This is a genomic window from Chroococcidiopsis sp. TS-821 (genome assembly GCF_002939305.1).
In the GTDB taxonomy this organism is placed as follows: Bacteria; Cyanobacteriota; Cyanobacteriia; order Cyanobacteriales; family Chroococcidiopsidaceae; genus Chroogloeocystis.
The window spans coordinates 568,265-584,878 of sequence record NZ_MVDI01000001.1; the positions used below are offsets into that span (position 1 = coordinate 568,265).

Below are 16,614 nucleotides of genomic sequence, written 5' to 3' on the forward strand. Positions count from 1 at the left end.
GAGCCTTTTAAGTGGAGTGAAGAAAGACGCGATCGCTTGTACTGTTGCCAAGAAAAATATTTAAAATGCGTAACTTTTAATTTGGCGCACTTACTTGAGATTCGCGAAACTTGAGACAGCGTTGTATAAACTGTTGAGGAATTTCTAGATTCCCACCAAAATGAAGGTGAAGATAAGACGCATGAACTTGATACGCTTGCCATCCTTCTAACACCAAGCTTGAGGAATTGTATCCTTGTAGCTTGTATAAAGGTTTTGTTGGTGTTTGATTTAGCCGCGACCGATGAAACTCGTGTCCCCATATTGCTGTACCGGTTTTAAATAGTGGACTTTGTAGTACAGTTGCTTGGCGATAACCGAGTGTTAAGCGAGCATCCATAATTGCTGTTGCGGGAATAACTCCTACCATTGACCACGATTTTTGCTCAAAATCGACGATCGCTTGTGACAGATACATCAACCCACCACATTCAGCATAAGTTGGCATTCCTTGCTCAATTGCTGTTTTTACTGCTACCCGTGCTGATTTATTTTCTGCTAGTTGTTGGGCAAATACTTCCGGAAAGCCGCCTCCGAAATATAATCCCTGGATATTTTCGGGTAAATCAGGATCAGTCAATGGACTCCAATAAACGATTTCTGCACCAAGTTGTGTCAGAATTTCTAGATTATCTGGGTAGTAGAAACTAAACGCGCGATCGCATGCCACTGCTATTCTAAGTGAAGTACTACGGGTAGCATCTGCGATTTTTTTGTCATCTTGTGTCGTTACGTTCAAACTCCTCACTCCTTTTAAAAGTGGTAAGAGCCGTTCCCAGTCAAAACAGGTTTCTCCGAGGCGTGCAAATTTATCGATCAATTGATCGAGTTGCGTTATTTCTGCGGTGGGAACTAAGCCCAAGTGACGATCGGGAATTGTTAAATCGTCTGCACGGCGTAATACACCAAGAATCGGTAACTGTATTGATTCGAGAGCTTCTTTTAAAAATTGCAGATGGCGATCGCTACTAACGCGATTTAATACAACTCCCGCAATTTTGACGCGCGGATCGAACGAACGATAACCGTGGGCGATCGCCGCCACCGAGCGTGACAATCGACTACAGTCGATCGCAAGTAAAACTGGTAACTTTAATAACCGTGCAATATGTGCTGTACTTGCTGTATCATCAATCCCCGTAGCCCCATCAAATAATCCCATAACGCCTTCTACCAGCGCACAATCAACACCTCGACTGTGACGTTCAAAAGACTGCTTTACATAAGCATCATTAGTCAATATCGGATCTAAATTTCGGCAGGGGCGTTTTGTTACATACTGATGAAACATCGGGTCGATGTAATCAGGTCCAACTTTGAAAGATTGCACTTGTACTTGTAGTCGCTGGCTTAGATATGCAAGCAACATCAGAGTGACTGTCGTTTTACCAACGCCACTACGTTCTCCAGCAATAATTAATGCCATTTAAAGTAAAAAAGCAGAGGAGCAGAGGAGCAGGGGCGCAAAAGGAGAAACGATGTGTAGTTTTCATTTGGTGAAATAGTATGAATGGTTCATGATTGGAGAGAGACAAGAAAAAGCTTAAGTTCTTACTGTAAGTTATTTTATCTGCACGAACTGAGAAAAGCTGAAAAGTAGGGAGCGTAGGCAGATAAGTTGATTTGTTATAAAACTCTGACATCATTCCCCTCGACCAAAGCTTGTTGTTATAAAATCTTGACATTGCGATCCCCGAAAGGCTGATTGATACGTAGAATTACTCAAAGCTGCCAGGTGTACCCCTTGATCCCTAGGAAGGATTTGCGGCTTAATAGTTATTAACCAGCGATCCCCACGATCCCGAAAAAATGCTGTTTTTTGGCAGACGCAGGATTGTTGGGAATGTACCAACAAGAGCCGTTCAAAAAGCTAAATGCATAGCTAAGACATTCCACTCCTCCCAGCAGTCAAATTGATTGCAGTCATTCTGGCATTGGATGTCACCGACAGAACGGAGTTTTTGTCCGGCAACAGAATAGTTGATTCAAATTACCGGAGACAAAATTCATGGCTAAAGAACGCCCACCTTTAGAAGAGATGACCTTACGGCAACTAAGAAGAGTTGCAAGTGAATACGGTGTCTCGCGTTATAGCCGAATGCGGAAGGCGCAACTGCTAGCGGCAATTCAACAAATCGAGCGCACAAAAGTTTCTGTTGTTCCAACTCGTACACTGGAGGCACAAGAAGCAGTGGAAGCAGCTAAATTTGAACTAGGTCAAGATGACCGCACAGGTGGCTCCTTAGCTGACGTAGATGAAGGTTTAGCCGAACTACCTGATGGATACGGTGAAAGTCGGATCGTGTTACTGCCCCGCGATCCTCAATGGGCATACACTTACTGGGATATCCCCAACGAGCATAAAGAAGACTTGCGCAAACAAGGCGGACAACAGCTAGCACTGCGCATATACGACGTCACAGATATTAATATCGATTACCAAAGTCCTCACAGCATTCAAGAATATCCTTGCGATGAGTTGGCACGGGAATGGTATTTACCGATTCCTGTGAGCGATCGCGACTACGTTGTCGATATTGGTTATCGCTGTGCTGACGGTCGTTGGTTAGTTTTAGCACGTTCTGCACCCGTTCACGTACCGCCGGTTTACCCTAGCGATTGGATTGAAGATCGCTTCATTACGGTCAGCTTTGAAGAAGATCTGCGCGGTAAAACTGTTTACGAACTTGTACCACCAGCTAAGCGCATGGCAGTTGCTGGAGTTCAACAAGACAGTAATCCGATCTACGACGAAATCTTCGGTATGGCTCAAGGCGCCGAAGCACAAAGAGTGGCAGGTTCGCTCTATGGCTCGATGCAGCAAGTACCAGGTTCGGCTCAAATGGTCGGCGTACAATCAATTAGCTCGTATATCACTGCTTCTGGAATGGGTATGTGGGCAGTACCAACAATGTCTGGGATAGGAATGTCCGGTGTAGGAATGTCCGGCGTTGGCTTCTCAGCTTCGGCAATTCCAATGCGCCCGCGTCAGTTCTGGTTAATCGCAGATGCTGAGTTAATTGTTTATGGTGCAACCGAACCGGATGCTACTGTAACAATTGGCGGACGCCCGATCAAGCTCAATCCTGATGGGACATTCCGCTTCCAGATGTCCTTCCAAGATGGTTTAATCGATTATCCGATTAAGGCAGTAGCGGCTGATGGCGAGCAAACACGCTCTATTCACATGAAGTTCACCCGCGAAACACCATCACGAAATACGAATACAAAAGAAGAAGCAGTTCCAGAGTGGTTTGCTTAAAGCATTATCTGCCACACTGATAAATAGATTACAAAATCCCTCGACAATTGTCGGGGGTTTCTTTTCGCTAAAGATTATGACACCTGAAGAAATTGCAAGTACGCTGAAAGAAATTTTTGACCCAGTAACTGTGCAGGAAATCACCCCTGGTTCGTGGCAAGTGGAAACACTAGAATTCCGGTTATTGGTACTTTTATCCGACGATCAATCATGGTTGCGACTTTTACTACCAATTATGTCTGCCGAAGCGGCACAACCTTTTATAGAACAACTGCTAGCTGCCAATTTTGATGATACGCAAGAAGTACGCTACGCACTGCAACAAGGTGTTGTTTGGGGTGTGTTTCAGCATAGAACCGAAAGTTTAGTACAGGCTGATTTAGCAGATGCGATCGCGCGTTTAGTTTCCCTACACCAAGCCGGACTCAATGATGTCTTTTCGCAATTAGTCGAAAGTCGGATGCGTCAAATTATTCTTGCAGCAAAACAGCAAGGGTTAACCCTTGAAGCAACTTTACAGAATCTCGATCGCTTTTATGAAGAAGGAATTTTAGGCGATATGGAACAAGGAGCGCAGTCACGCGAGGAAACACTAGCAGTATGGAAGCAACAGCTAGAACGCTTGTGGCAAGAAGTTGAGTAAATTTAGAAGGTAATTGATTTTCCTGCTTGTCGATTTTAAAAACGTTGTTGCAAATTATACTAGTATTCAGTATAATGAATGTAACTTACTCAATTACTCTGGTTGTGCTGCTGGTGCAGAAACACCAACACACGCTGCTGCTAACTCAGGATGAACCTTAGGGTCGATTCTGACTCCCCTGCTGCTAAAATCAACGCAAGTCTTTACTAGAGTCAGGCTAGTATCTAGACGACGTTGTTTGACAATTTCATCAGTGAGGCGGCGACAATTACCTCCTACTTTTCCTCCAAGAGGAATCATCAGAGAAACTGTAGCGCCGTATACTTCGCGCTCCCTACTCAGAGAACTCATATAGCCATTAAGCGAAATACTGGGAGTACTGCAACTAATACCTGGACCAAAATTATATTCGCCAATAGTTTGATTGAGAATTCCGACATTTTGCACAGAGCCAGTGTTAGTTTGAGAAGTTTCAGCATTGTTACTTTGAGCATTATCAAGCTGAAAGCTACTATTCAAACTTTTGGCATCTTTGTTACGATGTGTCGCTGACTGATTTTTTTCACTCGCCAGTACTGGGTGAGACAACAACAAGACTACTGCTGTACATAAATAGATATAACGCTTCATTTTTCCTCCTAATTCTTAAAAAGATCCGATGTGCACCTCGGATCTTCTACTGCTTTTAGCTAATTAGAAGTTGCTGAAAGCGGTTGTTCTGTGTTCGTGACTGGTGTTACCAAAGTGGCTAGCGGTGTAACCATTAGCTTTATTTTCTACCAAGTAAGTACCAGCACTGAGATAACCAGAAGTCGCATTGACATCTTCAAAAGAAAAACCACTCTTATCGAATTTGATATTAGAGTAGTCCTTGTCGGCGTAGGCAAAAGAAGCTTCAAACCCTTTACGAATTTCGTAGGAGCTAATATTAATATGGCTATTACCATGACTCCAGCCATCGGTATACTTATTGGAAACTCCAACTTCGCCAGCGAAAGCAGCGATAGGGGAAAGAGCTAAAGCTAATGTGGGTAGAACTACAGCGAACTTTTTCAACATAAATACCTCTTTTGATAGTTGCGTATTTGCTATTGCAGTTGTTATCTGCATGACCTTAGTATCAGTTAAATTACTGAGTGAGTAAAGATACAGTACTACTTCTTATTATTTTTTTTACATCAAGGTAAGTATTTGCACTGATACCAGAAGTGTCAAAGTGCTATAGGCTATTGGCAAAATGAGATTTTCTGAGAATATGTTGTAAACATAAAGTTAAAGAAAAATTCAGGATTGTTGTGAGCAGAAGAGGAAGAAAAGCAGCCTTTTTTGAAAGATTTGTCTATAAATTGCCTACACCCCATTGACATTTGAATTACTTCGGTGGGTCAAGGAAGGCAAGACGAATAACCTCCTAAACTCAAAAGTAGCCTGCTACAAAACAGCCACACGTATGGACATAGTTGAAATCCTCAAACAGGATTACCAAAGGTTCCCCGCAAATCAGACGTACAGCATCTACGCACAAGATGTGTACTTCAAAGATCCTCTAAACGAATTTCGCGGCGTTGCAAAATATAAAGCGACGATCAAGTTTATTGAAACGTGGTTCATTGCGCCCAAAATGGACTTACACGATATCCGCCGCGAAGGAGACACAATCAAAACTGAGTGGACTTTAAGCTGGAATACTCCTGTACCCTGGAAACCCCGCATTGCAATTCCTGGTTGGAGTGAGTTGCGTGTCAATCAACAGGACATTATTACTTCTCACGTCGATTATTGGAAATGTTCGCGGCTAGACGTCATTAAACAACACCTATTTCCTACCAAGAATAGATAGAGTAAAGAAATATAAACATTGCTTAGACAGGACAAAAGTATTCATGCGTGTAATTCTGATGACAGGCAAAGGAGGAGTCGGAAAAACCTCTGTTGCTGCTGCTACTGGACTTCGTTGCGCAGAGTTAGGCTATCGCACACTCGTTTTGAGTACCGATCCAGCACATTCACTTGCAGATAGTTTTGACTTAGAACTCGGACACGATCCGCGACCAGTCCGCCCGAACCTTTGGGGAGCAGAATTAGACGCATTATTAGAATTAGAAGGCAATTGGGGAGCTGTTAAGCGCTATATTACTCAAGTCTTACAAGCACGGGGACTCGACGGCGTACAAGCTGAAGAACTCGCAATTTTGCCTGGAATGGATGAAATTTTCGGTTTGGTACGTATGAAGCGCCATTACGACGAGGGCGAGTTTGATGTTTTAATTATCGACTCGGCTCCGACTGGTACTGCACTGCGTTTATTGAGTCTACCCGAAGTGAGTGGCTGGTATATGCGACGTTTTTACAAGCCATTACAAAAGATGTCTGTGGCGTTAAGACCGCTTGTAGAGCCTTTATTTCGACCGATCGCAGGATTTTCTTTACCTGACAAAGAAGTGATGGATGCGCCGTATGAATTTTACGAGCAAATCGAAGCTTTGGAAAAAGTATTAACTGATAATATGCAAACTTCGGTACGCTTGGTAACAAACCCTGAAAAAATGGTGCTGAAAGAATCGCTACGCGCCCATGCTTATTTAAGTTTGTATAATGTAGCAACAGATTTAGTCGTTGCCAATCGGATTATTCCTGAGGAAGTGCAAGATCCTTTCTTTCAAAGATGGAAGGAAAATCAACAGCAATATCGCCAAGAAATTCATGAAAATTTTCGTCCATTACCTGTAAAGGAAGTCCCTTTATATTCTGAAGAACTGTGCGGTTTAGCAGCTTTAGAGCGACTGAAAGATACGCTTTATAAAGATGAAGACCCAACGCAAGTTTATTACAAAGAAACGACTGTACGCGTTGTTCAAAATAACAATCAGTACAGCTTGGAACTTTATCTACCAGGAATCGCTAAAGACAATATTCAATTAAGTAAAACTGGCGATGAATTAAATATCACCATTGGCAATCATCGCCGTAACTTAGTATTGCCGCAAGCTTTAGCCGCATTACAACCAGCAGGTGCAAAAATGGAGGATGATTATTTGAAGATTCGTTTTGCTAATGGTGTAGGAGCTTAGCAACTAAAGTTGCAGCTAAATAAACAAAGTCTGCTTTCGCAGGCTAGCTACAATTTAGTATTGCAAACTTTTTGTATGAGTTAGGCATTGCCTCGACGACTTTTCCCCAAAATTGGGGGGACTGAGAGGGCGCGGGAAAGCATAACCGGAAAAGTGCGTCAGCTTCGTGTAGTGATTGTGCAAGCGACACATTCAATTGCATAAAAGCGTACTAGGAGCAAAAAATGACGCAACAAAAGCTTAATTCAAAGGCGTTTGTATCGCTCTCTGCAAGACTCACAGCAGCAATGCGATCGCAAGAAACTGCAAGATGCGATCGCCTTTTTAACGATCCATTTGCGACTCAACTTGCGGGTGCTGATGCATTCGCCTTTTTAGCACAACGAAAAATTCAACCAGAACAGGATGGAAGACCTTATGTCGTTGTTCGTACGCGATTTTTTGATGATTTTCTCTTAGCAAAACAACTTCCGCAAGTTGTCATTTTAGCATCAGGAATGGATACGCGAGCCTATCGGCTTCTTTGGGTAGCAGATACCAAAGTCTACGAACTCGATCAACTTGAAGTTCTTCGTTATAAGGATGCTGTACTAAAAGACGCAACACCTACTTGCCAACGGTACGCGATCGCCGCCGATCTGACGCAACCTTGGTCGCATTTATTATTAGATCGAGGTTATCGTACTGATCTGCCTTCTGTATGGTTAATCGAAGGCTTATTGATGTACTTAGATATACCGCAAGTCCATACTTTGCTGACAACAGTCTCGCAACTAGCGGTAGCCGGAAGCTGGCTCGGTTTAGATGTCATTAATACTACAGCAATACCATCAACCACAGACAGTAGTTTTCAAGGATATTGGCGTTCTGGATGTGATAACCCAGAAGAGTTGCTAGCAGACTACGGGTGGAAAGCAAAAGTTATTCAACCTGGAGATGAGGGCGCGCATTTTGGGCGTTATACTCGCAAATTACCACCTCGCGACGTTCCCAATGTCGAACGGGTATTTCTTGTAACCGCGCAGAAATTTCCTCGCTGAGGTTAGCGTATCTAAGTTCTAATTTGCACTGGCATAATCAAATAAGTCATTTTTACACCACCCAGCGGCGTTAAGATTACTGGGCTTGTTGGTGTATTAATCTGCATTTGAATTTCTGAAGTTGGAAGTGCTTTTAAGCCATCAACTAGATATTTAATATTAAAGGCAATATCAATGCTATCACCAGAGATTTGTGCAGACATTGATTCTCTACCGCTACCAATATCTTGCGCATCAACTGATAGAGCTAATTCTTGTCTTGGACTATCTAGCGTAAATTTAACAATATTATTTTTCTGGTCTGCTAAAACAGCAATTCGTTCGATTGCACTGAGTAGATACTTGCGTTCGAGTGTAACTTGAATTTCAAATTGACGGGGAATTAGTTGACGATAAGCCGGATATTGTCCTTCTAATGTGCGACTAGTCAGTCTTTGGTTTTCCCATTCAAAAACAATTTGTCCGCGATCGCAGTACAATGCCAATGATTCGCTTTGATCGCGCATTCCTAGCATCCGTTCTAGTTCGCGCAAAGCTTTTGCTGGTACTGTCACCTCTAATTGCGTTGTTTCAACCTCTACAGGGGCGTTTTCATTGATCGTTTGTACAACTGCCAAACGATGACCATCTGTAGCTGCAAATTCTAGAGTATCTTGTTCTATAGTCAAATGCAGTCCAGATAGTATTTGTTTCGTTTCATCTGCACTCGTTGCAAACAAAGAACCGCGTAGCCCTTCGGTTAATGCTTCTGCTGGGAGATAAATCGTTTCACTTTCAACAACAGGTAATTCGGGAAATTCGTCAACTTCCATACCCCGCACTTGATACTTTCCCGAAGTTGATGCGATCGTTGCACTTAACGGCGTGTCGCCTTCGTCATCAATCGTCAATTCTCCTTGTGGCATTCGAGAGATAATGTCATTGAGTAACTTCGCCGGAAGGGCGATTTCTCCACCTGTTTCGACTTGAGCCGCGAAACTCGTGCGAATCCCTAAGCTAAGATCGAACGCAGTCAAACTTACTTGTCCTTGCTGTGCGTCTGCGGTTAGGAGAACGTTTGCCAAAATTGGATGTGTTGGACGTGAAGGAACCGCCCGACTGACGAGTGACAAGTTTGTACTGATATCACTTTGGTTGCAAACGAATTTCATTGATGTATCCAGCAGTTGCTTGCGATCGCGTTTTTGTCAAAATCAGCTCAGGAAAACTATCCTAGCACTTGCGCTCCACATTTGCTGCGAACTATCTACTACGGATATATTTATTATTTTCTACAGTAGTAGTAGGTGCTGTGGAAACTGTGGAAAAAGTCAAAAAAATATCCACCTGTCTTCGTTTTCGCGGTTCAAGCTTGTGGAAAACTTGTGGAAAAAGTCCTTAGTTTTTCACACAGTATTTATACCTAGTAAGATTTCCCCCTAAACTCTCGCTAGTTTTCCACAGATTTTCCCAAAGTTTTCCCCAGAAACGTCAAAGTTTTTCACAGGGCAATTTTTTCTTAAATTTTCTTTAAGCTAATTTTAAGCTGAAACGAATTAGAAAAATAACACTATTTACAATTCTATTTTATTCAATATCAAAGTGATATCTTACTCAAAGAATTTGAGAAGTCTCTACAGTAAGATCACTGAACTCAATTTTGTTCAACAATTGATTTGACAAGATTATCAGTAAGATTGCGCTTATATAAAAAATTAAGCCTCGGTTAAGCTAAAGAAAAATGGCAGCTAATCTTCTGATTTAAGTTTTATCTTATTTATTTTTTAATTTAAATTCTTAAATAATATTGAATATAAACGACCTAACATGTTTGTATCTGAATCTATATTTTTAATTACAAACACAAAAATTAGTCCGGGAAAACAAATAAATTCTTACCAGCAAACAGCTTTAAAAATCATTGCACGTTTTCATGGAAAACGCGATGTAGTATTAGCAATTGATTTAACGGAAAGTGTTGGTATTAATAATGAAGGTCGTATTCGGTTACAACAAATTATTGAGAAAAGTTTAAAACCTGGAGATTCGGTATATATTGTTCCTTTTGCAGCAGAAGTAACTCAACTGCAGGGAGTATCTAACTTATATCCACTAGGAACGCCAGTTGAATTCAATAATAATCAAGAAATTTTTGATAAGATTTTTCAAAAAATTCCACTAGCAGCAGATTTAAAGTTACAAAATACAGATATTCAACAAGCAGAACTCACTATCTACCAAGGTTTAGCCCAACTCAATCAAAATCGTCTTCAACAAAATCAGCCAATTAGAGCGCAATCAGTTATTTGGGTTACTGATGCTCCTTTACTAGCCAAATCAGGAAACGATTGGATTGAAACTCCAGCCAATAGTCCTTTTCGAGTAGTAGATTCTACCTTAAGCAAAGAACGACAAGCATGGATTAACATCCTACCTTTAAATAAAAGAGAGCTAACGATTGAAAACTCAGCATCTCAACAATATAAGTTAGCTGTTGTCGATATAGAACCAACGGTGCAAGAGTTTTGTACAATTGCACCAAATAGTCAAGAAGTTTGTAAGGTTAACTCTTATCTATTAAGCCAATTGTGGCTACCTTCTCTATTAACTGCTTTCGGCTTGGTTTCGCTTATTTTATTAGTCAATTATCTCGTAAGCTTACGTAAAAAATGGCGCGTTTCAGTTTCTACAGATTTAGAAGAATACGAGAAAGAATGTCGCCCTTTATTACCCGGAAAATCTCTGGCTATAGGGCAAGCTGATTCGAACTGCATTGATGAAATTGATTGTCCTGGTTCAGAAGTAAGAGGTTATTTAGAACGGCAAGGTAATCAACTTTATCTAGTACCAACTCAATTAGCTCCAATTCAATGGAATGGTAAAGAAGTCAATAAACGAACTCGCTTGACAGGAAGTTCTATTAAATTGAATTGTCCAGATAGTAAAGATAAAGATTTCTATTTAAATATTAAAGTTAAGAAATAGTGACTTATTGAGAAAACAGCTATGTATAGTCAAAACTCTATAAATGAACGTCAATACCGAGGAATTAATCGCACTATTTGTATTGGTTTGGGTGGTACTGGTAGAGATGTTTTGATGCGCGTTCGTAGGCTAATTGTAGACCGCTATAAAAATTTAGATAATCTACCAGTAGTTAGTTTTGTTCATATTGATACAGACAAAGAAGCAACACAAGCTGTTAGCCTGCGAACAGGTAATATATACCAAGGTGTTGACTTAGGTTTTCAAGATGCAGAAAAAGTCAATGCTACAATGACTGCTACGCAAATTACAGAATTAGTTCAAGGGTTAGAGCAATGCAATCTAATTGGCGACCAACCCAGTCCTTACGCTCATATTGCTGAGTGGTTTCCACCTCAACTTTTAAGAAACATCAAAGCAATAGATCAAGGTGCAAAAGGTATTAGACCTATTGGTAGACTGTCATTTTTTCACAACTATTCAAAAATTAAACACGCGATAGAAATTGCTGAACAGCGTACGCGGGGACACGAGCGAGAATTACTGCAAAATTTCAGCTTGATTGTCGATCCTGGGCTAAATATTGTGGTTGTAGGTTCGTTGTGTGGTGGTACAGGTAGCGGTACTTTTTTAGATATGGCATATAGCTTACGATATGCCTACCCTGAAGTTAAACAACTTATTGGATATTTAGTTATTAGCCCAGAATTATACGGTAACACACCAAATATGTGTGCAAATACGTATGCAGCATTAATGGAGCTTGATTATTATTCAAGTCCTGGTACAACGTTTGAAGCCTGCTACGACCCAAGATATCACATTAGTGTGTGCGAAAAACGTCCTCCATTTGATTACACCTACCTAGTTTCTAAATCAACTGAACAAGGTAACTATGTTATCGATAAACAGCGCAAACTTTGTAATGTTATTGCCAATAAAATTGCGCTAGATTTTTCTAGCGAGTTGGCTCCTGTTGTTAAGGGAATGCGTGATAACTTTGCGCAGCATCTTATTCAAGAAGACGATCACCCACGTCCTAATACTCAAAATTACCTGACTTTTGGTTTAGCGGCTATTTATTTTCCACGCGATCGCATTTCTCAAATCACAGTTACGCGTATCAGTCATAAGCTTGTTAATTTTTGGTTGCAAGGGGAGGGACAAAGCCCCGATCCGCTAAAATTACTAGAGCAGTTTTTCATTGAGTATCATTGGCATAATAGCTTAGAGCAAAAGAACGGTCTAATCTCTAAGTTAGAAGACTTACCGCTAGAGAATGAGAAAAATTTTAATGCTTTGATGAACACTTGGAAATCAAAGTTAGAAAATAAAATTACTGATTGTAAAACCAAAGAAGATCGTTCTAGCTTGCTGCGACAACTTCAAAGAGATTTTCGCGAACAATTTTATAAAACTAAATCAGGAGATACAGAAAGTAATCGCGGAGCTTGGTTAACAAAAATTATAAAAGGCAAAGCTAGCTTAGCTACAAAACTTTGCGAAGATATTGACAGCTATTTATATAGCTTGCTTCAACCTAATAACCAATACTTCTCAATTACCAATAGTCGGAACTGGCTTGATGCGCTTCAATCCGAATTAAATACTTATCAATACGAAATAGAATCAAAAATAAAAAGTTTTGATGGCGAGCGTACACTAGACCATTTAGAAAAAAAATGGTTACAAGTGAGTAAAATAGTGCAAGATATTGAAGAAGAATTTAAATTACTGTTCAATAATAAAAATAGTCGCGTTCAAGATGAAGCAAGAAGGGCAGTAAAAGAAACAGAATCAGCCATCAAACAAAATTTCAACTTATCTGTAGCATTAGAAGCTTTAGAAATTGTCAAAATCTTGCAGCAACACGTACAAACAAGAGCCAATCAATTAACTATTTTAAGTCGAGCAATAGAAACTTTAAAAAATGAATATGAAAAAGAACAAATAAGATTGAAACAATCGAATTCGGATGAAATGAGTGGTGAGGAGATTTTCTCCGAAGAAGATATAGAAAGTTGTTATGAAGCTTTATTACCTCAAAGAGAATATCGCGCTCAATCAATTCAAATCACTAAAAAAGTTTTAGAACATATTGCTGAAGGAGCCTCTTTAGCAGTTCTTCTTGTACAAAATCATATTGGGGCAGAACAACTAAAACAAGAAATTGACAATAAAGTAAACCAATTATTTGGTTCGCGGAGTGCAGATCTCATACAATCAGTTATCAAGCGCTTCAACGAGAAATATCCTGTTTCAGAACGTGCAGTACGGCTAGGGCAAATTATCCGCGAAGCACAGCCACTACTACCGCTCAATCTTACTGCGCCTTATTTTCACAATAGTCTCGCTAAGAAGAGTCAACTTATTGGTTTTAAAGATACTGATGAATCAGAAGTACAACATTTTCATGAAGTTCTAACAAATAAATTAGCGATTCCTGATAATGAAATTAAATCTACTCAGCATGAAGATAAGGTTTTAATTGTTACAGAATATGCTGCTTTTCCTTTAAGATTAATTGATAATTTAGAGCAGCTTAGGAACCACTACATACGACAAAAAAATCAACCAGGAAATGCTCCATTACATAACCATCGAGGTGAAGGTTTTACTGATATTGTACCGCCACCTGTTAAAGAAATGCTTGCTTTGCAAGATATTTTTTATCCTTGCTTAGCTTTAAATTTGATTCAAAATAATCCAGAAACTCACCGACTTGAATTTCAATATTTTGATGAGTTACGCGGACAATACTATACTGCTTCTCTCGATCCAGCATGGAAAAAAGCTTTACAAGAATTAATTGATAATAAGAATAAAGCAGCTGCACTCCAAGAATTACTAGATAGAGTTATCGAAGAAATAGAACATCAACCACGCAGATGGCACGAACACTACTTACCACAGCTTCGTAGGTTTGTACAGCAAGTTGATAACTTACCAGATAATCACGTGAATTATCCTTATCGTTTAAACGTCGTCGGTTCGCGAGGAAGTGATTCTACTATTGCAAGAGAAGGAGTTATTAATCGCTTCCAAGCAAAGATGCAGAAAAAATTTGTAGAAGATATATCTAGTAATAATGGTAATGCAAGCAATTCTAGCTCTAAAGTTCTCACAGGCGAAGTGATTTTGCTTGAGCCTGCTGTAGATATTGAAGATAATAGAACGCGACGTCGCATAGAAATCGAGCGTCTGAAGCAAGATCTCGCCGATGGTATTCTCACTCAAGAAGAATACGAGCACGAGCATCGACAAATTATAGCTAAGTATCCCTTGCGTTAGCGAACAGGGTGGGTGTTGCCTACTCTGTTGAGTATACCTAATCTTATAGCCCTAGTCAGTGGAGTGAGTAGATCTTCCTGACTATAATAAACCTTGCCCCTACTACATATGGAAAATTTTATATCTACTTTACCACCGATTCTACTATTCAGTATATTTTTATTTGTTGTCTTACCTTCTTTTGCCGCTATTTTTTTGCGCTCAACTCTTTATAACAAACTTGTTTTCCTAGAAAGTCGTGTAAGAAGACTTATCAATCGTACTCAACGCGGACAGCAACCAGACATTATCAAAGAGTTAGAACGGCGCTTTAAAGAAGCTAGCACAGATCTCGATCGAGTTAATACAGCAGCTTTAATTGAACAAATTTATAGTCAGCAAAAAATTGGTCTTTTTTCTTATGACCAAATTGAATATTTTTGCCGAATTTTACCTAATTTGCTTTTAGCATTTGGCTTGCTTGGAACTTTTTTAGGTATTACATTAAACTTAAGTCAGCTAAGTCAAACTATTACTAATAATACTGTAGTAAGTAAAAATATAGATAGTTTATTAGAGCAATTACAGCAACCTTTGCAAGCAATGAGTATTGCTTTCTCTACTAGCTTAACTGCAATACTTTTTAGTGCTTCAATAACAGCCTTCAATTTAATTAAAAATACAAGCGTAGCTAAATATAAACTAATCATCTCGATTGAAGACTATTTAGATAATATTTATCAATCCGAAATTCAAGGAAATCATCGATTGGACAAGGCTGTAGATCGATTAGTTTTTGAGTTTAAAGACTTTTTAGGCAGGTTCGGTATAACTGTACGCGATGCAGTCGAATCTTCACTTGGAGCTAAGATTCAAGAAATCGTGGATGTCAACAAACAGGCTAATGAACTTGCTTGTCGTGTTTACAGAGGATTTCAAGAATCATCTGGTACTTTTGCAAAAAGTGTTGACGATCTACAAACAGCTACAACTACGTTTGTACAAACAGCTCAAATATTTGAAGGCAGTAATTTTGCTCAAACTCTAGCCAGTGCTGCGAAAGATTTATATGTTATCCAAAATAAATTTAATCATTCAACTGAAGTATTATGTGAGTCAGTATCAACAATTGAAACAGCAGTAGTTGAAAGTATCAATACAAACAACAAATTATTAGATTTGTGCAGAAAAATAGATAATTATAATCAAAGTGCAATTCAAACTTTAGAATTACATCAAAATAATCAACAATCTCTAAGCGAAATCATTCCTCAATTATACGAAGGGGGAGCTAAACTGCAATCTGCTATAGAAGTTCTTGATATACTACAGCAAAAAAACTTAGACAAAGCAGATAGTTTTGAACGCGTAGAGATTGAACTTAAAACTTTAGCTGACACACTTAATAAATATAATCAAGTAGTAGCTGTCGGTTTGAAAAATTTAAGCGATCGCCTGATTGCAGGACTTGATGCACAATCAAGTAATCAACAGCAGCAAATGCAAATTATTGTAGAAAATTTAACTCATTGCACAAAGCATCTAAGTGATACCAAGCACGAAAGCTATCGCTTAAATAAACTTTTAGAGAAGCAGCTAATCGTAGATAAAAGTCGCAAACAGCATTCATTAAGATAATTTTTAATTAAAACTTATATGCGTAACTCTAACAGGCAAACTCAACAAACATATGAAGAATTAAATGTTTGGTCTGCGTTTACAGACTTGATGTCCAATACATTTATGATAGCTATGTTGTTTTTATTATTAGCTCTCGTTAAAGGTGCGATCGCGCAAACTGAAGTTGCAGAAATTCAAACTCCCAAAAGCCCTCCTCCCATACTTGTAATTGAAGACGAAGGCGCTTACAGATTCGCTTCAGGAAGTGCGGAAATTCCACCAATTATGAATGCATACATCAACAATAAAATTGTTCCAGAAATTGAGCGCAATACAAAAGAATATCAAATTAACGTTGTAGAAATTATCGGTCACACTGACGGTCAAGGCAACGGTAACGCTGCTAGTAACTTAGACCAAAACTTAGAAAAAGTCGCCAACGGAAGTATACCTGTAAGACAACTCAAAGCAGGGTCTAATGCTGACCTTGGATTGATGCGTGCTTTAGCAGTTGTTAAAGTTTTGCAGGATGTTCAATCTAAAGGAAAGCTAAAAGGTTTAAAATTTAGAGCTTATTCCGCTGCACAACTAATCTTACCCAATGGCAATTTTGCATCTGTCAATCGCCAACCAGATGCAACGCGGCGACGTATTGAAATTCGTTTTACTCGCCCAGGCGAGCCAATTAAGGTGAAGTAATAATTA

Annotated in this window: 13 protein-coding genes; 9 read left to right on the top strand and 4 right to left on the bottom strand. The window is 39.5% G+C overall.

Going from position 1 to position 16,614, the window contains the following annotated elements:
- Positions 1-76: 76 nt before the first annotated feature.
- Positions 77-1,465 carry a cobyrinate a,c-diamide synthase gene (locus B1A85_RS02685; protein WP_104545368.1) on the bottom strand — a complete coding sequence of 463 codons (1,389 nt, stop codon included), beginning with the start codon at positions 1,463-1,465 and terminating at the stop codon, positions 77-79.
- Between the two features lie 582 nt (positions 1,466-2,047).
- On the opposite strand from B1A85_RS02685, the gene B1A85_RS02690 reads away from it, so the two are divergent.
- Positions 2,048-3,301, top strand: a complete 1,254-nt coding sequence (locus B1A85_RS02690) for a DUF4912 domain-containing protein (RefSeq protein WP_104545369.1) — start codon at positions 2,048-2,050, stop codon at positions 3,299-3,301.
- A gap of 76 nt (positions 3,302-3,377) precedes the next feature.
- Positions 3,378-3,944, top strand: a complete 567-nt coding sequence (locus B1A85_RS02695; RefSeq protein WP_104545370.1) for a hypothetical protein — start codon at positions 3,378-3,380, stop codon at positions 3,942-3,944.
- A gap of 93 nt (positions 3,945-4,037) precedes the next feature.
- On the opposite strand, the gene B1A85_RS02700 is transcribed toward B1A85_RS02695, so the two are convergent.
- Together B1A85_RS02700 and B1A85_RS02705 are read right to left on the bottom strand one after the other, a co-directional pair.
- A complete protein-coding gene (locus tag B1A85_RS02700) occupies positions 4,038-4,574 on the bottom strand; it encodes a hypothetical protein (protein WP_104545371.1) in 537 nt (178 codons plus the stop codon).
- A 63-nt stretch (positions 4,575-4,637) separates the two neighbouring features.
- Entirely contained in the window at positions 4,638-5,003 is a 366-nt protein-coding gene (locus B1A85_RS02705) for a hypothetical protein (protein ID WP_146087131.1), read from the bottom strand.
- A 391-nt stretch (positions 5,004-5,394) separates the two neighbouring features.
- On the opposite strand from B1A85_RS02705, the gene B1A85_RS02710 reads away from it, so the two are divergent.
- From B1A85_RS02710 to B1A85_RS02720, 3 genes are all read left to right on the top strand, one after another.
- Entirely contained in the window at positions 5,395-5,784 is a 390-nt protein-coding gene (locus B1A85_RS02710) for a DUF2358 domain-containing protein (RefSeq protein ID WP_104545373.1), read from the top strand.
- 43 nt (positions 5,785-5,827) lie between these two features.
- Complete coding sequence (locus B1A85_RS02715; RefSeq protein WP_104545374.1) at positions 5,828-7,015, top strand: TRC40/GET3/ArsA family transport-energizing ATPase; 1,188 nt, start codon at positions 5,828-5,830, stop codon at positions 7,013-7,015.
- A gap of 224 nt (positions 7,016-7,239) precedes the next feature.
- On the top strand, positions 7,240-8,055 hold the full coding sequence (locus tag B1A85_RS02720) for an SAM-dependent methyltransferase (protein WP_104545375.1): 816 nt from the start codon (positions 7,240-7,242) through the stop codon (positions 8,053-8,055).
- A gap of 11 nt (positions 8,056-8,066) precedes the next feature.
- On the opposite strand, the gene dnaN is transcribed toward B1A85_RS02720, so the two are convergent.
- The gene (gene dnaN / locus B1A85_RS02725; protein ID WP_104545376.1) at positions 8,067-9,206 is read right to left on the bottom strand and encodes a DNA polymerase III subunit beta; all 1,140 of its coding nucleotides are present in this window, start codon (positions 9,204-9,206) and stop codon (positions 8,067-8,069) included.
- A 655-nt stretch (positions 9,207-9,861) separates the two neighbouring features.
- Between dnaN and B1A85_RS02730 the strand changes: the two genes are divergently transcribed.
- The 4 genes from B1A85_RS02730 (at position 9,862) to B1A85_RS02745 (ending at position 16,608) form a co-directional block, all read left to right on the top strand.
- Positions 9,862-11,019, top strand: coding sequence for a hypothetical protein (locus tag B1A85_RS02730; RefSeq protein ID WP_210404142.1), 1,158 nt, complete (start codon positions 9,862-9,864; stop codon positions 11,017-11,019).
- 21 nt (positions 11,020-11,040) lie between these two features.
- Positions 11,041-14,310, top strand: a complete 3,270-nt coding sequence (locus tag B1A85_RS02735) for a tubulin-like doman-containing protein (RefSeq protein WP_104545377.1) — start codon at positions 11,041-11,043, stop codon at positions 14,308-14,310.
- 108 nt (positions 14,311-14,418) lie between these two features.
- A complete protein-coding gene (locus B1A85_RS02740) occupies positions 14,419-15,927 on the top strand; it encodes a hypothetical protein (protein ID WP_104545378.1) in 1,509 nt (502 codons plus the stop codon).
- Positions 15,928-15,945: 18 nt separating this feature from the next.
- Positions 15,946-16,608 (top strand): flagellar motor protein, encoded by a 663-nt coding sequence (locus B1A85_RS02745; protein WP_104545379.1) that lies wholly within the window; start codon positions 15,946-15,948, stop codon positions 16,606-16,608.
- Positions 16,609-16,614: the final 6 nt, after the last annotated feature.